The 23,291-nt window shown below is 67.6% G+C and carries 18 protein-coding genes; 15 read left to right on the top strand and 3 right to left on the bottom strand.

Features of this window, described 5'->3' with window-relative positions; translation table 11 throughout:
• Positions 1–11 precede the first annotated feature (11 nt).
• The 3 genes from parE to ZRA01_RS05285 form a co-directional block, all read right to left on the bottom strand.
• The gene (gene parE, locus ZRA01_RS05295; RefSeq protein ID WP_141350018.1) at positions 12–1,970 is read right to left on the bottom strand and encodes a DNA topoisomerase IV subunit B; all 1,959 of its coding nucleotides are present in this window, start codon (positions 1,968–1,970) and stop codon (positions 12–14) included.
• Between the two features lie 570 nt (positions 1,971–2,540).
• Complete coding sequence (locus ZRA01_RS05290; protein WP_141350016.1) at positions 2,541–3,260, bottom strand: response regulator transcription factor; 720 nt, start codon at positions 3,258–3,260, stop codon at positions 2,541–2,543.
• A 29-nt stretch (positions 3,261–3,289) separates the two neighbouring features.
• The gene (locus ZRA01_RS05285) at positions 3,290–5,359 is read right to left on the bottom strand and encodes a PAS-domain containing protein (RefSeq protein WP_141350014.1); all 2,070 of its coding nucleotides are present in this window, start codon (positions 5,357–5,359) and stop codon (positions 3,290–3,292) included.
• Positions 5,360–5,415: 56 nt separating this feature from the next.
• Between ZRA01_RS05285 and ZRA01_RS05280 the strand changes: the two genes are divergently transcribed.
• The 15 genes from ZRA01_RS05280 (at position 5,416) to ZRA01_RS05210 (ending at position 23,222) form a co-directional block, all read left to right on the top strand.
• Positions 5,416–5,829 carry a hypothetical protein gene (locus tag ZRA01_RS05280; RefSeq protein ID WP_141350012.1) on the top strand — a complete coding sequence of 138 codons (414 nt, stop codon included), beginning with the start codon at positions 5,416–5,418 and terminating at the stop codon, positions 5,827–5,829.
• Positions 5,830–5,850: 21 nt separating this feature from the next.
• Positions 5,851–6,600: an electron transfer flavoprotein subunit beta/FixA family protein gene (locus ZRA01_RS05275; protein ID WP_141350011.1), complete on the top strand. Its 750-nt coding sequence runs from the start codon at positions 5,851–5,853 to the stop codon at positions 6,598–6,600.
• Positions 6,601–6,684: 84 nt separating this feature from the next.
• Positions 6,685–7,620, top strand: coding sequence for an electron transfer flavoprotein subunit alpha/FixB family protein (locus tag ZRA01_RS05270; RefSeq protein WP_141350009.1), 936 nt, complete (start codon positions 6,685–6,687; stop codon positions 7,618–7,620).
• Between the two features lie 96 nt (positions 7,621–7,716).
• Positions 7,717–9,507 carry an acyl-CoA dehydrogenase C-terminal domain-containing protein gene (locus ZRA01_RS05265; protein ID WP_141350007.1) on the top strand — a complete coding sequence of 597 codons (1,791 nt, stop codon included), beginning with the start codon at positions 7,717–7,719 and terminating at the stop codon, positions 9,505–9,507.
• 174 nt (positions 9,508–9,681) lie between these two features.
• Positions 9,682–11,325, top strand: coding sequence for an electron transfer flavoprotein-ubiquinone oxidoreductase (locus ZRA01_RS05260; RefSeq protein ID WP_141350005.1), 1,644 nt, complete (start codon positions 9,682–9,684; stop codon positions 11,323–11,325).
• Positions 11,326–11,445: 120 nt separating this feature from the next.
• The gene (locus ZRA01_RS05255; protein ID WP_141350003.1) at positions 11,446–11,760 is read left to right on the top strand and encodes a DUF485 domain-containing protein; all 315 of its coding nucleotides are present in this window, start codon (positions 11,446–11,448) and stop codon (positions 11,758–11,760) included.
• Positions 11,757–13,430, top strand: a complete 1,674-nt coding sequence (locus ZRA01_RS05250) for a cation acetate symporter (RefSeq protein ID WP_141350001.1) — start codon at positions 11,757–11,759, stop codon at positions 13,428–13,430. The genes ZRA01_RS05255 and ZRA01_RS05250 overlap by 4 nt, the downstream gene beginning before the upstream one ends.
• A gap of 116 nt (positions 13,431–13,546) precedes the next feature.
• The gene (locus tag ZRA01_RS05245) at positions 13,547–14,584 is read left to right on the top strand and encodes a PAS domain-containing sensor histidine kinase (RefSeq protein ID WP_141349999.1); all 1,038 of its coding nucleotides are present in this window, start codon (positions 13,547–13,549) and stop codon (positions 14,582–14,584) included.
• Positions 14,581–15,213 (top strand): response regulator, encoded by a 633-nt coding sequence (locus ZRA01_RS05240; protein WP_141349997.1) that lies wholly within the window; start codon positions 14,581–14,583, stop codon positions 15,211–15,213. Before ZRA01_RS05245 ends, ZRA01_RS05240 begins: the two co-directional genes overlap by 4 nt.
• A gap of 107 nt (positions 15,214–15,320) precedes the next feature.
• Positions 15,321–16,961: a fatty acid--CoA ligase gene (locus tag ZRA01_RS05235; protein WP_141349996.1), complete on the top strand. Its 1,641-nt coding sequence runs from the start codon at positions 15,321–15,323 to the stop codon at positions 16,959–16,961.
• 23 nt (positions 16,962–16,984) lie between these two features.
• The gene (locus tag ZRA01_RS05230; protein WP_141349994.1) at positions 16,985–19,381 is read left to right on the top strand and encodes a 3-hydroxyacyl-CoA dehydrogenase/enoyl-CoA hydratase family protein; all 2,397 of its coding nucleotides are present in this window, start codon (positions 16,985–16,987) and stop codon (positions 19,379–19,381) included.
• 16 nt (positions 19,382–19,397) lie between these two features.
• The gene (locus ZRA01_RS05225; RefSeq protein ID WP_141349992.1) at positions 19,398–20,597 is read left to right on the top strand and encodes an acetyl-CoA C-acyltransferase; all 1,200 of its coding nucleotides are present in this window, start codon (positions 19,398–19,400) and stop codon (positions 20,595–20,597) included.
• A gap of 171 nt (positions 20,598–20,768) precedes the next feature.
• Positions 20,769–21,587, top strand: a complete 819-nt coding sequence (gene pyrF / locus ZRA01_RS05220; RefSeq protein WP_141349990.1) for an orotidine-5'-phosphate decarboxylase — start codon at positions 20,769–20,771, stop codon at positions 21,585–21,587.
• 163 nt (positions 21,588–21,750) lie between these two features.
• Entirely contained in the window at positions 21,751–22,656 is a 906-nt protein-coding gene (locus tag ZRA01_RS05215; RefSeq protein ID WP_141349988.1) for a transglutaminase-like domain-containing protein, read from the top strand.
• Positions 22,657–22,697: 41 nt separating this feature from the next.
• Positions 22,698–23,222, top strand: a complete 525-nt coding sequence (locus tag ZRA01_RS05210) for a hypothetical protein (protein WP_141349986.1) — start codon at positions 22,698–22,700, stop codon at positions 23,220–23,222.
• Positions 23,223–23,291 lie beyond the last annotated feature (69 nt).

Genomic DNA, 23,291 nt, shown 5'->3' with positions numbered 1-23,291 from the left:
TTTGAGCTGGATCAAACGTCGGCTTCGACGGAATCGCCCTTTTCTTCCATCCAGGCCCGGCGGCCGGAGGCTTCGCCCTTGCCCATCAGCAGCGTGAACATCTTGAGGGTGTCCTCGAAGGCCTCGGGGCGCACGTGCACCGGCAGCACCCGGCGGGTGGCCGGGTCCATGGTGGTTTCGCGCAGCTGCTCGGGGTTCATCTCGCCGAGGCCCTTGAATCGGCCCACCTCGATGTGCTCGGGCTTGACGCCTTCGTGGCCGAGGCGGTCGCGCAGGTTGGCGAGCTCCTGGTCGTCCAGCGCATACAGGCGCCGCGGCGGGCGCTTCTTGCCGGAGGCGGGCACGTCGAGCCGGTACAGCGGCGGCTGGGCGACGTAGATGTGGCCGTTCTCGATGAGCTTGGGGAAGTGGCGAAAGAACAGGGTGAGCAGCAGGGTCTGGATGTGGGAGCCGTCCACGTCGGCGTCGGACATGATGATGACCTTGCCGTAGCGCAGCTGGGAGAGGTCGGCATCGCTGCCGGCCGGGTGCGGGTCGACGCCCAGCGCGACCGCGATGTCGTGGATCTCGGCGTTGGCAAAGAGGCGCTCGCGGTCGACTTCCCAGGCGTTCTGCACCTTGCCGCGGAGCGGCAGGATGGCCTGGGTGTCCTTGTCGCGGGCCATCTTGGCGCTGCCGCCGGCGGAGTCGCCCTCGACCAGGAAGAGCTCGTTGAGCGCGATGTCTTCGGATTCACAATCCGAGAGCTTGCCCGGCAGCACCGCCACGCCCGACGACTTGCGCTTCTCGACCTTTTGGGCGGCGCGGGCGCGGGCCTGGGCGGCCTTGATGGCCAGCTCGGCGAGCTTCTTGCCGTAATCCACGTGTTCGTTGAGCCACAGCTCGAAGGGGTCGCGCACCATCCGCGACACCAGCTGCACCGCGTCGCGGCTGTTGAGGCGCTCCTTGGTCTGGCCCTGGAAGCTGGGGTCGAGCACCCGCGCCGAGAGCAGGAAGGAGGCGCGCCCGAAGGCGTCGTCGGCGGTGAGCTTGACGCCCTTGGGGAGCAGCGCGTGGTGGTCGATGAAGTTTTTGAGGGCGGTGAAGATGCCGTCGCGCAGGCCGGCCTCGTGGGTGCCGCCGGCCGGGGTGGGGATGAGGTTGACGTAGGACTCGCGCACCGGCGAGCCCTCGAGCGTCCACGCCACCGCCCACGATGCGCCTTCGCCGGCAGCGAAGTTGTCGTCGCCCTTGGCGGCGTACTTTTCGCCCGCGAAGAGCGGGATCAGCGGCTCGTCGTGCAGCGCCTCGGACAGATAGCCGCGCATCCCGTGCTCGAAGTGCCACACGCGGGTGTCGCCGCCCTCGATGGCGAGGCTGACCTCGAGGCCGGGCATCAGCACGGCCTTGGAGCGCAGGAGGCGCTCAAGCTCGGCCCGGGGCAGCTCGGCGGCGTCGAAGTATTTGGCGTCGGGCCAGGCACGCACGGTGGTGCCGCTGGCTTTCTTGGGTGCGTCGCCGATGCGGGCGAGGGGCTCGATCACGTCGCCGCCCGAGAACACCAGCCGGTGGCGCCCGCCGTCGCGCACCACCTCGACCTCGAGGCGGTGCGACAGCGCGTTGGTCACCGACACGCCGACGCCGTGCAGGCCGCCGGAGAAGCGGTAGGCCGAGTCTTCATCGGTCTTGTTGAACTTGCCGCCGGCGTGGAGGCGGGTGAATACCACCTCGACGGTGGACACGCCCTCGACCGGGTGGATCTCGACCGGGATGCCGCGGCCGTCGTCGCCCACGCTCACCGAGCCGTCGGCGTGCAGGGTGACGGCGATCTTGCGGCAGAAGCCAGCCATCGCCTCGTCGGCGGCGTTGTCGATGACTTCCTGGATGACGTGCAGCGGGTGCTCGGTGCGGGTGTACATGCCCGGCCGCTGCTTGACGGGCTCGAGGCCCTTCAGGACGGTGATGGAATCGGCGGTATAACTCTTCTGCATCTTTGTCGAGGGGGCGTGCAGGAAGCTACTGCGCGGCCCGATCTCGCGATTCCGGTGCTCGCTGTACTTTATGTACAGCTCCGCTCCTCGTCGCGACCTCGGGTCGCTCGCTACGCTTCCTGCACACCCCGAACCTTTGGTGGGGGCGAAGGGATTTTGGGGGCGGACTATACAGGCTGCGGGCGGTGGCGGGGAGGGTGGGGGCGGATCTGGCCTGGGTCTGGTCGGTGCTGACTCGGGTCTGGTCAGGGCTGACTCGACTTCGCTCCAACCCGACTCGTGTCGGGTCGGAGCCGACTCGTCTTCGGTTGGGCCTGACCGGAGTCGGCTTGAACCCGACTCGAGTTCGCCCGGAGCTGACCCCGGTCGGGTTGAATCTGACTCATGTCTACCTGGACCCGACTGGAGTCGGGTTGGACCTGACCCGTGTCTGCGTCGACCTGACTCGCTCTCACTCCGACCCGACCCGTCTCCCCTTCGAGCGAGGCCGGCTGGGTGTGATGGGCGGCCGTGGGGTAGGTCGGGTTAGCGCAGCGTAACCCGACATTACTCGCAAGCCCGTGCCTGGGCTCAGGACCAGCTGACGGTGGCGGCCAGCAGGTAGCCGGCGCCGTACACCGTCTTGATGAGCTTGGCGTGCTGGGGGTCTTCCTCGAGGCGGCGGCGCAGGCGGGAGACGCGCAGGTCGATGCTGCGGTCCAGCGCGGAGACGTCGCGCCCGCCGAGGAGCTGTTCGCGGGTGAGGATGTGGTTGGGGTGGGCCAGCAGCACCGACAGCAGCTGGGCTTCGGCGGTGCTGAGGGTGTCCTGCTGGCCGGAGGGGCTGGTGAGGGTATTGCTGCCGGGCGCAAATCGCCAGCCGGCGAATTCGGCCACCCGCTGGGCCGGGTCGGCAGGCAGCACCACCTGGCCCGGGTAGCGGCGCAGGATGCTGCGCACCCGGGCGATGAGCTCGCGCGGCTCGAAGGGCTTGACTACGTAGTCGTCGGCGCCCAGCTCTAGGCCCATCACCCGGTCGTGGGTGTCGCTGCGCCCGGTGACGATGAGCAGCCCGCAGCTGTGCTTGCCGCGCATCTGCTGGAGCACGGTCATGCCGTCCATGTCGGGCAGCCCGAGGTCGAGGATCACCAGGTCGGGCGCCCGGTGGCGCAGGCCGTGGAAGAGGGCCTCGGCGGTGCGGAAGACTTCGTGCCGGTAGCCGAATTTCTCGAGGGTGTCGCCGATGATCCGGGCGATCGCCATCTCGTCTTCGACGACGTAGATGAGTTCGGGGAGGCGGGTGGGCGGCATGGGGCGGGTGTGTGGGTGCGGCGCAAGGGTCAGTTACGCAAGGGGCTGAGGGCGGCCAGCAGCTTGTCCCGCGAGAAGGGCTTGGCCAGCAGGGGCAGGTCGTGGTCCGGGTCGAGGCTGCTGGTGTGGAACTCGGATTCGGCAAAGCCGCTCATCAGCACCATCGGCAGGTCGGGGCGGAAGCGCCGCACGAAGCGGGCGAGGGCCCGGCCGTCCATGGCGCCGGGCATCACCACGTCGGAGATGACGAGGGCGATGGCCGGGATGTTCTCGACCATGTCGGCGGCCTCGGAGCCGTTCTCGGCCTCGACCACCGCGCAGCCCAGCTCGGAGAGCTGCATGCGCACCACGCTGCGCACGTCGGCGTCGTCCTCAGCCAGCAGCACCAGCTTGCCGGCCAGGTCGGCGGCGGCCACGTGGCGGCCGGCGGGCAGGCTGGCCTGGGTTTCGGCTTCCTCGATGCGCGGCAGCAGCAGGGCCACCGTGGTGCCGCGGGCCTGGCGACTGCGGATGCGCACGCCGCCGCCCGACTGCTTGGTGAAGCCATACACCATCGACATTCCCAGGCCGCTGCCCATGCCGAACTGCTTGGTGGTGAAGAAGGGCTCGAAGACCCGCGCCAGGGTGCTGCCGTCCATGCCCATGCCGTTGTCGGTGACGGCGATCTGCACGTAGTCGCCGGGGGGGACTTCGAGGTCGGCGGCGGCGTGCACATTGAGGTGCTCGAGGGACGATTCGATGCGCAGCTCGCCGCCGTTGGGCATCGCGTCGCGGGCGTTGAGGGCCAGGTTGAGGAGGGCGTTCTCGAGCTGGTGGGCGTCCACCATGGCCACCAGGCAGGGCTCGCGGCTGGCGGTGGACACCGCGATGGTGCTGGGCAGCGAGCGACGGATCAGCTTGGACATGCCGAGGATCAGCTCATTGACCTCGACGGGTTCGGGTTCGAGGGGCTGGCGGCGGGCAAAGCCGAGCAGGCGGCGGATGAGCTCGGCGCCCCGGTTGGCGGCGTGCATGGCCGGCTCGACGAAGTTTTCGGTGAGGGGGTCGTCGGGGTGGTTCTCTTTGAGTGCCACCAGGTTGCCGATGACCACCGTGAGCATGTTGTTGAAGTCGTGGGCGAGGCCGCCGGTGAGCTGGCCGATGGCTTCCATCTTCTGGGCCTGGGCGAGGGCGGCCTGGGTGCGCCGCTGCTCGGTGACGTCCATGGAGTGCACATAGCAGCCCAGCACGCTGCCGTCGGGGGCGAGGTCGGGCACCAGGGTGCTGCGTGCATAGGCGGGCTCGCCGTCACGGCCGGTGAGGCGGTATTCGTAGCTGATCCGCTCGCCGGCCATGGCCCGGTCCACGTCGGCCGAGATGGTGTCGAAGAGCTCCTGCCCGATGACCTCCGGCACCCGGTGGCCGGGCACCTGCTCGGAGGTCCACCCGAACCATCCGGCGTAGCCCTTGTTGGCGTAGCGGTAGATGCGGTCTTTGTCGACGTAGGCGATGGCGGCCGGGATGGCGTCGGTGATCTCGCGCAGGCGCTGCTCGCTGCGGCGCAGGGCCTGGGTGATGGCGCGGTTGCTGTCGACGGCGGCGGTGAGCTCGCGGTTGGCCCGGGTCAGGGCTTCGGTGCGGGACGCGATGTGTTCTTCGAGCTCGGCCTGGTGGCGGCTGATCTGCTCGGCGGCCCGGCGCTGCTCGGTGACGTCGGTGTACACAGTGATGAAACCCTGGTGAGGCAGCGGAAAGCCGCGGATCGACAGGATGCGCCCGTTGGGGCGGATGCGCTCGGTGGTGTGGGGCTGGAAGCTCCGCGCCCGGGCGACCCGCTCGGCCACCTGCTGCGCCGGATCGCCGGGGCCGTAGTCACCGCGCTCGGCATTGAAGCAGATGAAGTCTTCGAAGGATACACCCGGCCGCGCGAGGGATTCGGGGAAATCCAGGAGGCGCAGGAAGGCCGCGTTCCAGGCGACCATCCGCAACTCGGCGTCGAACACCGTGAGGCCCTGGTCGAGCAGATCCAGCCCGGCGCCGAGCATTTCCCGGTAACGCCGTTCATCGGGCAGGGGAAGGCCATCATCCGGCTGGCCTGGCGTTTCGTGGTGCCGGTTCATAGACGCTCCGCAAACACATGTTTTCCGGTCGATTCTAGACCCTGGCCGGCGAGCCGATGGGGGCTGACAAGATTGAGTACATTTTCACGAAACTTCCGACAAGTTTATTTGCGAATCTTCTGCCCGAACCCCGGCAGTCCGTCACGGACGCCAAAAAAAGGGAAGGCCCCAGAGCCACCGCCTCGACAAAGTGGCGTCCAGATCCAGGAGGAGACAAGGTGTCGAAAGAGATGCTCAACTGCCACCCGGCCGCGCTCAGCGCCGCGGTGCTCGCCAGGCCCGACGCAAAATCGGGCGACGTGCTGGCCACTTACATTGAAACAAGGGAAGACGCGAAGGTGGCGGCCGCAGGCATCGCCCCTCGCTGCCGTGCGCGCCTGGTTTTCGCCAGGGCGTCCAGGTCTTCCGCCGGAATCATCCAGAAGTTCGCCCTGCGCCACCCGGCCAAGTCCAGCTCGGCCATCGAATAAATCCAACGGAGACAAGCAGCCATGAAGATTCTCGTTCCCATCAAACGCGTCGTCGATTACAACGTCAAGATCCGCGTCAAGGCCGACCAAAGCGGTGTCGAGCTGGCCAACGTCAAGATGGCCATGAACCCCTTCGACGAGATCGCCGTTGAAGAAGCCGTGCGCCTGAAGGAAGCCGGCAAGGCCACCGAGATCGTGGCCGTCTCGGCCGGTGTCGCCCAGTGCCAGGAAACCCTGCGCACCGCGATGGCGATCGGCGCCGACCGGGGCATCCTGGTCGAATCCGACGTCGAGCTGCAGCCGCTGGCCGTCGCCAAGCTGCTCAAGGCCCTGGTCGACAAGGAGCAGCCCCAGCTCGTCATCCTCGGCAAGCAGGCCATCGACGACGACTCCAACCAGACCGGCCAGATGCTCGCCGCGCTGCTCGGCTGGCCCCAGGCCACCTTCGCCTCCAAGGTCGAAGTCGGCGGCGACGGCGTGCAGGTCACCCGCGAGATCGACGGCGGCCTCGAGACCCTGGCCCTGCCGCTGCCGGCGGTGATCACCACCGACCTGCGCCTCAACGAGCCGCGCTACGCCACGCTGCCCAACATCATGAAGGCCAAGAAGAAGCCCCTCGAGACCGTCAAGCCGGCCGAGCTGGGCGTCGACGTCGCCCCGCGCCTGACCACCCTCAAGGTGGTCGAACCCGCCGCGCGCAGCGCCGGCATCCGCGTGGGCGACGTGGCCCAGCTGATCGACAAGCTCAAGAACGAAGCCAAGGTGCTGTGACAACCCTGTAGGGAGCGACTTGTTCAATCCCTACATCGCCCCGACACCCTTGCAGTGCGCCCAAGAAATACGGAGACAAAAGACATGCCCATCCTCGTCATTGCCGAACACGACAACGCCGGCCTCAAGGCCGCCACCCTCAACACCGTCAGCGCCGCCGCCAGGCTCGGCGCCGACATTGAAGTGCTGGTTGCCGGCAGCAGCTGCGCCGCCGCCGCCCAGGCCGCCGCCCAGCTCGCCGGCGTCGCCAAGGTGAAGGTGGCCGACGCCGCCGCCTACGCCGAGCAAGGCGCCGAGAACCTCGCCGCGCTGCTGGTCGGCCTCGTCCAGGCCGGCGGCTACAGCCACGTGCTGGCGCCCGCCACCACCTACGGCAAGAACGTGCTGCCCCGCGTCGCTGCGCTGCTAGACGTGGCCCAGATCTCCGACATCGTCGCCATCGAATCCGCCGACACCTTCGTGCGCCCGATCTACGCCGGCAACGCGCTGGCCACGGTCAAGTCGTCCGACGCGGTCAAGGTGATCACTGTGCGCACCACCGCCTTCGACGCTGTCGGTACCGGTGGCAGCGCCACGGTCGAAGCCGTCGCCGCCGGCCCCGACCTTGCCCAGAGCAAGCTCGTCGGCCGCGAACTCACCAAGTCGGCCCGCCCTGAGCTGGGCGCAGCCAAGATCATCGTCTCGGGCGGCCGTGGCCTGGGCAGCGGCGACGCCTACCGCAGCGTGCTCGAGCCGCTGGCCGACAAGCTCGGCGCCGCGATGGGCGCCAGCCGCGCGGCAGTCGATGCCGGCTTCGTGCCCAACGACTACCAGGTCGGCCAGACCGGCAAGATCGTCGCCCCGCAGCTCTACCTGGCCGTCGGCATTTCCGGCGCCATCCAGCACCTGGCCGGCATGAAGGATTCCAAGGTGATCGTGGCGATCAACAAGGACCCCGAGGCCCCGATCTTCCAGGTGGCCGACTACGGCCTGGTGGCCGACCTGTTCGAAGCCGTGCCGCAGCTGGTCGCCGCGCTCTGACGCCCTAGGTCGGGCTTCGGCCCGACACCGTTTCCGATCACGTACCGCCCGTCGGGCCAGCGCCCGGCCTACTACCCCACTTTGCAAGGAACCACCATGAGCACTTACGTCGCCCCCGTGAAGGACATGCTGTTCGCCATGAACGAGCTGGCCGGCCTGCAGGAGATCGTCGGCCTGCCCGGCAACGAGGATGTCTCCTCCGATCTGGTCGAGGCCATCCTCGACGAAGCCGGCAAGTTCGCCTCCGAAGTCGTCGATCCGCTCAACAAGGTGGGCGACAAGCAGGGCAACAAGTGGAACAACGGCGTGGTCACCACCGCCGACGGCTTCAAGGAAGCCTACGCCACCTTCTGCGAGACCGGCTGGAACGGCATGCCCGCTTCCACCGAGTTCGGCGGCCAGGGCCTGCCGGTCACCGTGTCCACCGCCGTGCTCGAAATGTGGAAGTCGGCCAGCATCTCCTTCTCGCTGTGCCAGATGCTCACCCTGGGCGCCGTCGAGGCCATCGCCCACCACGGCTCGGACGAGCTGAAGGCGACCTTCCTGCCCAACATGGTGTCCGGCAAGTGGACCGGCACGATGAACCTCACCGAGCCGCAGGCCGGCTCCGACCTGGCCGCCATCCGCAGCAAGGCCGAGCCCCGCGGCGACGGCAGCTACGCCATCTCCGGCACCAAGATCTTCATCACCTGGGGTGAGCACGACATGGCGGAGAACATCATCCACCTCGTGCTGGCCCGCCTGCCGGACGCGCCCCCGGGCGTGAAGGGCATCTCGCTGTTCATCGCGCCGAAGTTCCTGGTCAATGCCGACGGCAGCCTGGGCGAGCGCAACGACCTCATCTGCGCCTCCATCGAGCACAAGATGGGCATCCATGGCAGCGCCACCGCCGTCATGTCCTTCGGCGACAACGGCGGCGCCATCGGCTACCTGGTCGGCGAGCCGAACCGCGGCCTCGAGTACATGTTCACGATGATGAACCACGCCCGCCTCAACGTCGGCCTCGAAGGCGTCGGCGTCTCCGAGCGCAGCTACCAGCACGCGCTGGCCTACGCCCGTGAGCGCATCCAGGGCAAGATCATCGGCGACAAGAGCGGCGAGAAGAAGCCGATCCTGCACCACCCGGACGTGCGCCGCATGCTGATGGACATGAAGTCCCGCACCGAGGCCGGCCGCGCCATCGCCTACTACGTGGCCGGCTGCATGGACCGCGCCCACAGCCACCCGGACGCCGACGTGCGCGCCGCCAACCAGCGCCGCCTCGAGCTGCTGACCCCGGTGGTCAAGGGCTGGTGCACCGAGAACGCCCAGGGCATCACCTGGAACGGCGTGCAGGTGCACGGCGGCATGGGCTTCATCGAGGAAACCGGCGCCGCCCAGTACATGCGCGACGCCCGCATCATCACCATCTACGAAGGCACCACCGCGATCCAGGCCAACGACCTGATCGGCCGCAAGACCGCCAAGGAAGGTGGCAAGAGCATGCAGCAGCTGCTCGCCGACATCGCCGAGACGGGCTCCGCGCTGCGTGCCTCGGGCAACGCCCAGCTCAAGGCGATCGCCGAGGCCCTGGGCGACGGCATCGCCGCCCTCGACGAAGCCACCAACTGGCTGATCGCCAACTACGACGCCAACCCGCAGGCCGCCGCGGCCGGCTCGGTGCCCTTCCTCAAGCTCACCGGCATCGTGGTCGGCGGCTGGCTGATGGCCCGCTCCGCCGCCGTTGCTGCCGAGCGCCTGGATGCCGCCGACGGTGACTTCTACAAGGCCAAGATCGCGACCGCCTCCTACTTCGCCCAGCACGTCATCCCCGAAGCCAACAGCTACCGGGATGCCATCGTCGGTGGCGCCGAGTCGGTGCTGGCCCTCGAAGAAGCACTTTTTTAAGCGTTCAGCCAAACCCGAGGGCGGCTGTAGGGGCGACTTCAGTCGCCCTCGGGCTTCGATCACAGGCATGTCGATGCTCAAGGCGCGGGCGGGCGACTGAAGTCGCCCCACGTCTCCCTTGGCACAGCCCCCCAACATCTAGCTGCAGCAACCCAGTTTCCGGAGAAAGCAAGAATGACGCGTGAAGCGATGGAATACGACGTGGTGATCGTCGGCGCCGGCCCCTCGGGCCTCAGCGCCGCGATCCGCCTCAAGCAGCTCGCCGAGAAAGCCGGCGCCGAGCTGTCGGTGTGCGTCGTCGAAAAGGGCTCCGAAGTCGGCGCCCACATCCTCTCCGGTGCCGTCATCGAGCCCCGCGCGCTGGAAGAACTCTTTCCCGACTGGAAGGAACGCGGCGCCCCGCTGAACACCCCGGTGAAGGAAGACCGCTTCCTGTTCCTCACCACCGAAAAGGCCTACAAGCTGCCCACGCCGCCCCAGATGCACAACGATGGCAACTACATCGTCAGCCTGGGCAACGTGGTGCGCTGGCTGGGCGAGCAGGCCGAGGCGCTGGGCGTCGAGATCTACCCGGGCTTCGCCGCCTCCGAGGTGCTGTACCACGAAGAGGGTGAACTGCGTGGCTCGGTGAAGGGCATCGCCACCGGCGACATGGGCGTCGAGAAGAACGGCGAACCCGGCCCCAATTACCAGCCGGGCATCGAGCTGCACGCCCGCCAGACGGTCTTCTCCGAAGGCTGCCGCGGCTCCCTCACCAAGGGCCTGTTCAGCAAGTTCAATCTGCGCGAGGGCGTCGACCCGCAGACCTACGGCATCGGCATCAAGGAGCTGTGGGAGGTGCGCCCCGAGGTGCATCAGCAGGGCCTCACGATGCACACCGTGGGCTGGCCGGTGTCCACCGACGTGTATGGCGGCTCCTTCCTGTACCACCTCGAGAACAACCAGGTGGCGGTGGGCTTCGTGGTCGGGCTGGATTACAGCAACCCGCACCTGTCGCCCTACGAGGAGTTCCAGCGTTTCAAGACCCACCCGGAGATCCGCAATGTCTTCGAGGGCGGCCGGCGCATCGCCTACGGCGCGCGGGCGCTCAACGAGGGTGGCTTCCAGTCGGTGCCCAAGCTTAGCTTCCCGGGCGGCGTGCTGATCGGCGACACCGCGGGCTTCCTCAACGTGCCCAAGGTCAAGGGCACCCACATGGCGATGAAGTCGGGCATCGAGGCCGCCGAGGCGCTGTTCGCCCACCTCACCGTCGAAGGCCAGACCGGCCACGAAGTACTCGGCTACGCCGAACGTCTCAAGCAGAGCTGGCTGTGGGACGAGCTCTACCAGGTGCGCAACATCCGCCCGAGCTTCCGCTGGGGCCTCCTGGGCGGCATCGCCTACAGCGCCATCGACACCTACCTGCTCAAGGGCCGGGCGCCGTGGACCTTGCATCACCACGCCGACCACACCCAGCTCAGGAAGGCGTCGGAGTGCGCGCCGATCGTCTATCCCAAGCCGGACGGCAAGATCAGCTTCGACCGCCTGTCGTCGGTGTTCATTTCGGCCACCAACCACGCCGAAGAGCAGCCCTGTCACCTGCGCCTGAAGGACGCGTCGGTGCCCATCAGCACCAACCTGGCCCTCTACAACGCCCCGGAAACCCGCTACTGCCCGGCCGGCGTGTATGAAATCGTCGAGGACCCGAGCGGCCCGCGGATGCAGATCAACGCCCAGAACTGCCTGCACTGCAAGACCTGCGACATCAAGGATCCAACCCAGAACATCGACTGGGCCGTGCCCGAAGGGGGAGGCGGGCCGAACTATCCGAACATGTGATGCAGGGCCGACGGCCCGGCGGCCACCGCTCCAGTGGTGAATCCGGGCACACAAGAAATATCGAAAACCGAGAACAGCAATAACACCGTCTTTCAACCAATCGGGTACAGAGGAGGCTATATGTCCCAATCCAATATCCAGGCAAAAATCCGGAGCAATCCGAAATTTGCCGAGCTGGTCGGCAAGCGCACCCGCTTCGCCGTCATCCTGTCGCTAGTCGTGCTGGTGCCTTACTACACCTACATGCTGCTGGTGTCCCTGCAGCCGCAGCTCTTCGCCGGCAAGATCAGCGACGGCAGCGTGATCACCATCGGCTGGCCGATCGCCGCGCTGATCGTGGTCGGCGGCTGGCTGCTCACCGGCGTGTATGTGAGCCGTGCCAACGGCGAATTCGACCGCCTCACCGAAGAAGTGCTGAAGGAGGCCCGCAAATGAAGCGCTCCATCACCGCATTGATCGCCGGCAGCCTGCTGGCCGCGTCCTTCGCCGCCTTTGCGGGCCCGGGCGCCATCGAAGGCGTCGAGAAACAGCCGGTCAACGTCAGCGCCATCGCGATGTTCCTGGTCTTCGTGGTCGCCACGCTGGGCATCACCAAGTGGGCCGCCGGCAAGACCAAATCCACCGCCGACTTCTACACCGCCGGCGGTGGCATCACCGGCTTTCAGAACGGCCTCGCGATTGCCGGTGACTACATGTCCGCGGCAACCCTGCTCGGCCTCACCTCGATGGTGTATTTCAAGGGCTACGACGGCTTCATCTACGCCGTGTGCTTTTTCATCGGCTGGCCGATCATCCTGTTCCTGATCGCGGAGCGGCTGCGCAACCTCGGCAAGTTCACCTTTGCCGACATCGCCTCCTACCGCCTCGACCAGAACCGCATCCGCACCTTCGCGGCCATCGGTTCGCTCACCGTGGTGTGCTTCTACCTGATCGTCCAGATGGTCGGTGCAGGCCAGCTGATCCAGCTGCTGTTCGGCCTGGAATACAACACCGCGGTGACCGTGGTGGGCATCCTGATGATGGTGTATGTCACCTTCGGCGGCATGACCGCCACCACCTGGGTGCAGATCATCAAGGCCTGCCTGCTGCTGGGCGGCGGCATTTCGCTGATGCTGCTGACGCTGGCCCAGTTCGGCTGGTCCTTCGAGAACCTGTTCACCAAGGCGATCGAGTCCCACAAGGCGGGCGAGAAGCTGATGATCCCGGGTTCGCTGATGGCCGACCCGATCTCCGCGCTGTCCCTGTCCCTCGGCCTGCTCTTCGGTACCGCCGGCCTGCCGCACATCATGATGCGCTTCTTCACCGTGCCGAACGCCAAGGAGGCCCGCAAGTCGGTGTTCTACGCGACCGGCTTCATCGGCCTGTTCTTCCTGGTGACCATGGTCCTGGGCGCCGCGGCGATCTCCATCGTCGGCACCAACCCGGCCTTCTTCGAAGGCGGCCAGGTGGGCGGCAAGCTGATCGGCGGCGGCAACATGCCGGTGATGCACCTGACCAAGGCGGTCGGCGGCGACATCTTCCTCGGCTTCCTGTCGGCGGTGGCTTTCGCCACCATCCTGGCGGTGGTGTCGGGCCTGGCCCTGGCCGGCGCTTCGGCGATCTCCCATGACCTCTACGCCCGCGTCATCAAGAAGGGCACCGCGACCAGCGAGCAGGAACTGAAGGTGACCCGCATGGCCTCCGTCGGCCTCGGCATCACGGCGATCGTGCTCGGCATTGCCTTCAAGGACCAGAACGTGCTGTTCCTGGTGGCGCTGGCCTTCGGTGTGGCCTCGTCGGTCAACTTCCCGGTGCTCATCCTGTCGATGTACTGGAAGGGCCTGACCACCCGCGGCGCGCTGTGGGGCGGCATTGCCGGCCTGGTGTCGTCGGTGGGCCTGGTGATCCTGTCGCCGACCGTGTGGGTCAAGATCCTGGGCAACAAGGCCGCGATCTTCCCGTACGACCACCCGGCCATCGTGTCGATGTCGCTGGCCTTCTTCGTCACCTGGCTGCTGTCGGTCACCGACAAGAGCGAGCGTGCGGCGCGTGAAGCTGCGGCCTTCGAAGAGCAGTACATCCGGGCGCAGACCGGCCTGGGTGCGGAGGGTGCCCACGCTCACTGATCTTCGGATCGGTCCGGCGGTCGCCGTTTCACAAAGGGCGACGACCGCCGCCGCGTAGCGACCAGGGGCCTTCGGGCCCCTTTTTTCATTTGCGTCCTGCGGGAAAGGTATCGAACGTGAACCCCAATCTGGACATTCCGTTTCGTGGCATCGTCGAGCAGTCGCTGGCGGGCATGTATGTGATCCAGGACGAAGTCTTCCAGTATGTGAACGCCACCTTCGCCGCGATGCTGGGTTACACGCCTGAAGAGATGACCGGCATGCACCTGCGCCACGCGGTGTACCCGGAGATGCAGGCCGAGACCATCGCCAACTTCCACCGTCGGGTTAGCGGCGAGGTGCCGAGCATCCGCTACACCACCATCGGCTGGCACCGCAACCGCGAGCCGGTTTACCTGGAGGTGCATGGCTCCAGCGTGATCTACCGCGGCCGGCCGGCGGTGGTCGGGGTCGGGGTCAACATCACCGAGCAGCGGCGGCAGCAGAACGAGCTCGCGCAATCGCGCGAACGCCTGCGCGAGCTGGCGGCCTACATCAACACTGCCCGCGAAGAGCAGCGCGCCCGCATCGCCCGCGAACTGCACGACGTGCTCGGGGGCATGCTCACCTCGATCAAGCTCGACATCCAGCGCATCAGCCGGCGCAGCGACGATGCGGGGATCAAGGCCATCGTTGGCGACCTGCTGCAATTGACGCAGGAGAGCATCGACACCGTGCGCAGCATTTCGGAAGACCTGCGCCCGGGCGGGCTGGACCACCTCGGCCTGCGTTCGGCGCTGGAGGCCGAGCTTCAGCGCTTCTCGGCGCGCACCGAGATCGCCTGCGAGCTGGTCGCCGAGGGCTTCGAGGCGCAGCTGTCGCCGGCGCGCGCCACCGCGGTGTACCGCATCTGCCAGGAGGCGCTGACCAACATCGCCCGCCACGCCGACGCCAGCCGGGTGGTGCTGCGCCTCGGCAGCGGCGGCGGCCGGCTGGCGGTGGACATCGAGGACAACGGCCGCGGCCTCGCCAGCCTCACGCCCACCGGCAAGAGCATCGGCCTAGTGAGCATGGCCGAGCGGGCGCGGGAGTTCGGCGGCAGCCTGTCGGTGCAGCCCGGCGCGGCCGGCGGCGCCTGCCTGTGCCTCGACCTTCCGCTGGAGGATGCCCCGTGATCGAGATCCTGATGGTGGACGACCACGCGATCTTCCGCAGCGGCATGCGCCGCCTGCTCTCGGACGAGCCCGACATGCGCATCGTCGCCGAGGCGGCCAACGGCCAGGAGGCGATCGAGTGCCTGCGCCGGCGCAGCTACGGGCTGGTGCTGCTGGACATCAACATGAGTGGCCGCAGCGGCCTCGACACGCTGCGCCGCATCCGGCTCGAGTGGCCGACCCAGGCGGTCATCCTGCTGTCGATGTACCCGGAGGCACAGTACGCGCCGATCGCCCTGCAGCTCGGCGCGCGGGGCTACCTGTCGAAGGACCGCGAGGCCACCGAGCTGCTCGCGGCGATCCGCATCGCGGCGGGCGGCGGTTATTACCTTCCGCCGGGCATGGCCCAGGGCAGCCTGCTGCAGGCCGCCGCCGGCGAGGCCCCGCCGGCCTGGAAGCGGCTCACCGAGCGGGAATGGCATGTGCTGCGGCTGATCGTGAAGGGCGTTTCGCTGACCGACATCGGCGATGAGCTCTGCCTCAGCGTGAAGACGGTGAGCACCTACCGCGGCCGCGTGCTGGCCAAGCTCGGCCTGCACAGCAACGCCGACCTGGTGCGCTACTGCCTGGAGCACGGGCTGGCGGAGTAGGGCGCGTTATCAGAAATATCTGACAGCGCCGATGGAAATATCCGGCAGGAATCGATCGGCCGCAGGCATACGCTCTTTGCTTCAAAAACGATAAGCAGGAGACACGCATGCCGCTCGAACCCGCCGGGGCGACGCCCTCAGCCTACGCCTATCCGATGCTCGTCAAGCAGCTGCTGCATTCCGCCCGGGCCACCGCCGGCGGGCAGGAGATCGTCTACCGCGACCGGCAGCGCCACAGCTATCGCCAGTTCTTCGAGCGCCTGAACCGGCTGGCCAACGCGCTGGCCGGGCTCGGCGTCGGGCCGGGCAGCACGGTGGCGGTGATGGACTGGGACAGCCACCGCTACCTGGAGGCCTTCTTTGCCGTGCCGATGATGGGCGCCGTGCTGCAGACCGTTAACGTGCGCCTGTCGCCGGAGCAGATTTTGTACACGCTCAACCACGCCCGGGCCGACGTGCTGCTCGTCAACGCCGAGTTCGTGCCGATGCTGGCGATCATCAAGGACCAGCTCGAGACGGTGAAGCGCTTCATCCTGATCAGCGACGACGGCGCCACCCTGGGCAGCTTCGGCATCCCCTACGCCGGCGAATACGAAGCCCTGCTGGCCGCGGCATCGCCGGACTACGACTTCCCTGATTTCGACGAGAACACCCGCGCCACCACCTTCTACACCACCGGCACCACCGGGCTGCCGAAGGGCGTGTATTTCAGCCACCGGCAGCTGGTGCTGCACACCCTGGCGGTGGCGACGGCCCTCGGCAGCGCGGCCGGGCAGGGGCGGGTGCACCGCGACGACGTGTACATGCCGATCACCCCGATGTTCCACGTGCACGCCTGGGGCATGCCTTACCTGGCGACCATGCTCGGCATGAAGCAGGTTTACCCCGGCCGCTACAGCCCGGACATGCTGCTCAAGCTGATCGCCAGCGAGGGCGTGAGCTTCTCCCACTGCGTGCCGACCATCCTGCACATGCTGCTCGCCGACAAGGCCGGCGCCGACGTGGACCTTTCGGGCTGCAAGATGATCATCGGCGGGGCGGCCTTCCCCAAGGGCCTCGCCGCTGCGGCGCTGGCGCGGGGGATGGACGTCTTCTCGGGCTACGGCATGTCGGAGACCTGCCCGATCCTGACCATCGCCCACGTCCGCAGTGCGCTGCCGGATGTCGACGCCGAAGCGGCCGAGCGCATCCGCACCGGCTACCCGATCCCGCTGGTGGATCTGCGCACCGTGGACGGCGACATGCTTGACGTGAGCCGCGACGGCAAGGCCACCGGCGAGATCGTGGTGCGCACCCCGTGGCTGACCCAGGGCTATCTGCACAACCCGGCCGCATCCCAAGACCTGTGGGCCGGCGGCTACCTGCACACCGGCGACATCGGCGCCATCGACCCCCGCGGCATGTTGACGGTCACCGACCGCCTGAAGGATGTCATCAAGACCGGCGGCGAGTGGGTGTCGTCGCTGGAGCTGGAAAGCATCGTCTCCCAGCATCCGGCCGTCACTGAAGTGGCGGTGGTCGGCGTCAAGGACGACAAATGGGGCGAGCGCCCGTTGGCGATGGTCGTCGTCAAGGCCGGCCAGGCAGCCACCGCCGATGACATCAAGGCCCACGTCCAGCGCTTTGCCGACGAGGGCCACATCTCGAAGTTCGCGGTGCCCGACCGGGTGCTTTTCGTCGACAGCCTGGCTCGCACCAGCGTCGGCAAGCTCAACAAGAAGGCCATGCGCGAGCAGCTGGCCGGATGAAGCAGATTCAGGAGATTCCAAGCATGAAATGGGTAGTCAAGAAAGCGGCGGTCCTCGGCGCAGGGGTGATGGGCGCGCAGATCGCCGCCCACCTCGCCAATGCCAGGGTGCCGGTGGTGCTGTTCGACCTGCCGGCGAAGGAGGGTGACAAGAACGGCGTGGTGAAGAGGGCGCTCGATGGCCTCAAGCGCCTGCAGCCCTCGCCGCTGGTGAGCCGCGACACGCTGCAGTACATCGACGCGGCCAACTACGACGAGCACCTGGAATTGTTGTCCGGTTGCGACCTGATCATCGAGGCCATCGCCGAGCGGATGGACTGGAAGAACGACCTGTACACCCGCATCGCACCCTTCGTTACGCCGGGCACCGTGCTGGCGTCGAATACCTCGGGTCTGTCGATCAACGGGCTGGCCGAGGCGCTGCCGGCGGCGCTGCGGCCCAATTTTTGCGGCATCCATTTCTTCAACCCGCCGCGCTACATGCCCCTCGTCGAGATCATCGCCACCCGCGACTCGGCCCCGGCGATGCTGGACGGGCTCGAAACCTGGCTCACCACGCGGCTGGGCAAGGGCGTCGTGCGGGCGCTCGACACGCCCAATTTCGTCGCCAACCGCATCGGCGTGTTCTCCATTTTGGCTGTGATGCACCACACCGCGGCCTTCGGCCTGGGCTTCGACACCGCAGACGCCCTGACCGGGCCAAAGATCGGCCGCCCTCGCAGCGCCACCTTCCGGACCGGCGACGTGGTCGGCCTGGACACCCTGGCCCACGTCGTGAACACCATGCGCGACACCCTGCCGAGCGACCCGTGGCATGCCTTCTTCAAGGCGCCGGCGTGGCTCGATGGGCTGATCGCCCGCGGCGCGCTGGGCCAGAAGACCAAGGCCGGCATATACCGCAAGCAGGGCAAGACGATCGAGGTGTTCGACCCGGCCTCCGGCGACTACAGGGCCAGCGACGACGCCCTCTCCGCCGAAGTCGCCGCCATCCTCCAGCTCGCCGACCCGGCCGCCCGCCTCAAGGCTTTGCGCCAATCGGGCGACGTGCAGGCGCAGTTTTTGTGGGCGATCTTCCGCGACCTCTTCCACTATTGCGCGGTGCAACTGGAGAACGTGGCCGACAACGCCCGCGACGTGGATTTTGCGCTGCGCTGGGGCTTCGGCTGGGCGCAGGGGCCCTTCGAGCTGTGGCAGGCGGCGGGCTGGGCCGACACGGCTCAGGCGATCGCCGCCGACATCGAGGCCGGCCGGGCGATGAGCCGGGCGCCGCTGCCGGCTTGGGTGACGGCGCCCGGGCGCAGCGGCGTGCATGGCGCGGCGGGCTCGTGGTCGGCGTGCCGGCAGATGGACGTCCCGCGCTCCACGTTGCCGGTCTACACGCGCCAGCTCTTCCCGGAGCTGCTCCTCGGCGAGGCCGGCGCACGGCCGGAGGATAGCGGCGAAACCCTGTTCGAGAACGGCGGCGTGCGCCTGTGGCGCCTGCCGACCGTGGATGCCGGCATCGGCATCGTCTCCTTCAAGTCGAAGATGCACGCCATCGGCGACGACGTGGTGGACGGACTGCTGGAGGCCTTGTCCCGCGCCGAACGTGAGCTGGACGGCCTGGTGATCTGGCACGAGGCGCCGTTTGCGGTGGGGGCCGACCTCAAGCAGATCCACGACGCGTGCGTGGCCGGCGATTTTGAGCGCCTCGAGCGCACGGTGAGCCGCTTTCAGCAGACGGCGATGGCGATCAAGTTTTCGCCTGTGCCGGTGGTGGCGGCCGTGCAGGGCATGGCGCTGGGCGGCGGCTGCGAGTTTGCGATGCACGCCCGCAAGCGCGTGCTGGCGCTGGAGAGCCAGCTCGGCCTGGTGGAGGTGGGCGTCGGCCTGATCCCGTCGGGGGGCGGCTGCAAGGAGCTGGCGCTCGGCGCGGCGCGCTGGGCAGCCCAGTCGGGTACCGCCGGCGAGGTGCTCGGCAGGCTGACGCCGGCCTTCATGGCCGTCGCCACCGGCAAGACCGGCAAGAGTGCCCACGAGGCCGTTGCGCTGGGCTACGCCTCGGCGGACGACACGATCCTGTTCCACCCCCGCGAGCTGCTGTGGGTCGCCCTCAAGGAGGCCCGCCTGCTGGCCGACGCCGGTTACGTGCCGCCGGTGCCGGCGCGCGGGGTGCCGGTGGCTGGCCGCGCCGGCATCGCCGCCATGGAGATGACCCTGGTCAACATGCGCGAGGGCGGCATGATCTCGGCCCACGATTACCGCGTCTCCCGCGCGGTGGCGGTGGCCCTGTGCGGCGGCGAGGTGGAGTACGGCAGCCTGGTGGACGAAGCGTGGCTGCTGGCAGTGGAGCGCCGGGAATTCATTGAACTCCTGAAGACCCCGGAGACCCGGGCGCGCATCCAGCACATGCTCGAAACCGGCAAACCCCTGCGTAACTGAGACGGTGGACAACAAAATGGAAAGACAGATTCAGGACGCCTACATCGTCGCCGCGACCCGCACGCCGGTCGCCCGGCGCAAGGGCATGTTCCGCAACGTGCGGCCGGATGACCTGCTGGCTCATGTGCTGAAGAGCGTGATGGCCCAGGCGCCGGGGCTGGACCCGGCCCTGATCGGCGACGTGATCGTCGGCTGTGCGATGCCCGAGGCCGAGCAGGGCATGAACGTGGCGCGCATCGGCGTGCTTCTGGCCGGCCTGCCCAACACGGTGCCGGGCATCACGATCAACCGCTTCTGCTCGTCGGGGCTGCAGGCGGTAGCCGACGCCGCCAGCCAGATCCAGCTCGGCAACGCCGACGTGATGATCGCCGCCGGCACCGAGTCGATGACCGTGATGACCAACATGATGGGCAACAAGGTCGTGGTCAACCCGGCAGTGTTCGCCGCCGACGAGCAGCGCGGCATCGCCTTCGGCATGGGCCTGACCGCCGAGAAGGTCGCCCAGCAATGGCAGATCGGCCGCGACGCGCAGGACGCCTTCGCGGTCGAATCCCACCGCAAGGCCTGCGCGGCGATTGCCGCCGGGCATTTCAAGGCGGAGATCTCGCCCCTGGCCTTCAGCGAGCATCTGCCCGATCTGAAGACCGGTGAGCTGCGTATTCGCCAGCGCCTTGCCGAAGACGACGAAGGCGCCCGTGCCGATGTCAGCGTCGACAGCCTTGGGCGGCTGAAGCCGGTCTTCCACGCCCGCGGCACAGTGACGGCGGGCAACGCGTCCCAGATGTCGGATGGTGCTGCGGCGGTGTTGCTGGTGTCCGAGAAGATCCTCAAGCAGTTCAACCTGACGCCGCTGGCGCGCTTCTGCACCTATGCGGTGGCCGGCGTGCCGCCGGAGATCATGGGCATCGGCCCGGTGGCGGCGATCCCGAAGGCGCTGGCGCAGGTGGGCATCAGCCAGCAGCAGCTCGACTGGATCGAGCTCAACGAGGCCTTCGCGGCCCAGGCGCTGGCGGTGATGCACGACCTCGAGCTCAACCCGGCGCGGGTCAACCCGCTCGGCGGCGCCATCGCCCTCGGCCATCCCCTCGGGGCGACCGGGGCGATCCGCACCGCCACGCTGGTGCATGGCCTGCAGCGCAGCGGTGGCCGCTACGGCATGATCAGCATGTGCATCGGCACCGGCATGGGGGCGGCGGGGGTGTTCGAGCGGCTGTAAGAGCCCTCAGGGCACCGCAACGCAAATTTGGGGCGGCCCTGCGTTTCCTCGAGAGGCGTGGCGGCGGGCGGCGGGGAAGTCCGGTGCCCGCCGCTGCCCCGGGCCCGCAGCGGGCTAGGCTGGTAGAATTGGCAGCCTGATTTCACTCTGCGGGCTGCGGGCCCTTCGATCATGGATTTCCGTTCCAAGCTGGCTGCCGCCTGGCAGAACAATGACTCCCTGTTGTGCGTCGGGCTGGACCCGGACATCAAGCGTTTTCCGGCCCACCTCAAGGGCCGGCCGGATGCGGTGCTGGCTTTCTGCAAGGGCATCGTCGATGCCACCGCCGACCTGGCCTGCGCCTTCAAGCCGCAGATCGCCTATTTCGCCGCCGAGCGCGCTGAAGACCAGCTGCAGGACCTGATCGCCTACATCCAACAGAACCACCCGACGGTGCCGGTGGTGCTCGACGCCAAGCGCGGCGACATCGGCGCCACCGCCCAGCAGTACGCCCGCGAGGCCTTCGAGCGCTACGGCGCCGACGCGCTGACGGTGAACCCTTACATGGGCTTCGATTCGGTCGAGCCTTACCTCGAATTTTCCGACCGGGGCCTGATCGTGCTGTGCCGCACCTCCAACCCGGGCGGCTCCGACCTGCAGAACCTCACCGTCGAGGGCGGGCGCAAGCTCTACCAGCACGTGGCCGAGCTCGTTGCCGGCAAGTGGAACACCCACGGCCAGAACGCGCTGGTGGTCGGCGCGACCTTCCCGCAAGAGCTCGCCGATGTGCGCTCCATCGTGGGCGATCTGCCGCTGCTGGTGCCCGGCATCGGTGCCCAGGGCGGCGACGTGGAGGCCACCGTCAGGGCCGGCCGTACGGCTGCGGGCACGGGCCTGATGATCTCGTCGTCGCGGGCGATCCTTTATGCCGGGTCGGGCGAGGACTTTGCCGACGCGGCCCGCAAGGTTGCGCTGGCAACCCGCGACGATGTGAACCTGTACCGAGCCTGAAAACGCGTAATACCGTTATCGCAGCGCACAAAATTCCGCATGTTGCGCCGCCGCAGAGTAGGATTGAGGCCTGTTGCCGGTTGGCGTTCAGCCATGCCGGCCCACACGATCAATCCTGGCGGGCGACCCGCAACGCGCGTCGAAGCCACTTTCTGGGACACCCATGGTCAGACTGGTATTCTCGGTCGAGCTCAAATATGAAGTCGCGCCGCCGGGCTGCGACTTCGTCTTCAACATCCATGCCGCCCACACCCGCCAGCAGCGGGTCGTGACGGAGATGATGGAACTCGGGCAATTTCTGCTGCCCCAGGTCCATACCGATTCGTCCACCGGCAACCGCTACATGCGCCTCCGCGCCGAGCCCGGCCCGCTGCGCCTGCGCTACAGCGCCACGGTCGAGCTGAACCACCACGTGGCCGCGCCGGCGCTGGTCCCGGAGGTGCCGGTGGCCCGCCTGCCGGCCGACGTGCTGACCTATCTGTATCCGAGCCGTTATTGCCAGTCCGATCGCCTCTACGATGTGGCGATGCGCGAGTTCGGCCACCTGCCGCAGGGCTATGGCCGGGTGCACGCCATCTGCGAGTGGGTCGGCAAACACGTCGAGTTCAAGTCGGCCACCACCAACGCGAGCACCTCGGCGGTCGATACGCTCACCGAGCGGGTTGGCGTGTGCCGGGATTTCGCCCATCTGATGATCGCCCTGTGCCGGGCCCTCAACATTCCGGCCCGTTTCGCCACCGGCATCGATTTCGGCGCCGACCCGGCCCTCGGCCCGAGTGATTTTCACGCCTATGTCGAGGTCTTCCTCGGCGACCGCTGGTATCTCTTCGACCCCTCCGCCACCGCGATCCCGATGGGGCTGATGCGCTTCGGGGTCGGGCGCGATGCGGCCGATGTCTCGTTCGCGACGATCTTCGGCAGTGTTCGTGCCGAGCCGCCGGTGATCGTCATCAAGGCCGTCGAAGATGCGTTCAATTCAGTCGAGCTACCCCGCCGTCGGCCGGAAGCCCTGTCGACCGACGACGGCCTGCCGCCGCTGGCGGGCACGCGCCCGGCGGGGCAGATCTAGCCGCTTGCCCAGACATTTTTTACCTTTCGACAGGAAATCCCATGAGCATAGAAGAGATCGCAGCCCGTCATGGGTTCAGTGGTGACGCAGGGCGCGCTGCTTACGCGGCATTGCAGGCCGGTGGTTTCAGCCAGGCACAGTTCAGCCACCCGGAGCTCGGCGGCATGGGCCAGTGGATGAGCGGCGGCATGATGATGATCGGTGACATGTTCAACGACAACCTCAAGTGGCGCGTCGGCAGCCTGCTGAGCGAACTGTCCCAGCACCGTGAACCCCAGCCGGCGATGGCACCGCCCCAGGGCAACTGGGGGTTTGCGCAGTCGGGCAACTGGTGGCCGTCCGAGCTCGGTTCGCCGGCCAGTTCGGGCAGCCAGAACGACATGGCCTACGCCTGGTTTCCGGCTTCCCGCCGGCTCCTGCTCAAGCTTTCGGGCGATGTGTTTGCCTTCGACACCGGCGATCTGTCGATCTACGGCGTCCAGCAGCAGCAGGGCAGCGGCATGAGCTCGATCGTGCTGAACACCTCCAACGGGCCGATGAACCTGCTCGGCCTCAATCACGCCTGAAAACGTCAGCTGAAAGCCTGTCAAGGAAATGCAGGGCCGCCCCAGGTTTCCTAGAACCCCCTTGGGGGG

This window comes from Zoogloea ramigera, assembly GCF_006539865.1.
Lineage (GTDB): Bacteria > Pseudomonadota > Gammaproteobacteria > Burkholderiales > Rhodocyclaceae > Zoogloea > Zoogloea ramigera.
The sequence above is the reverse complement of the archived record's forward strand: the minus strand, read 5'-3'. Positions and strand labels throughout refer to the sequence as shown.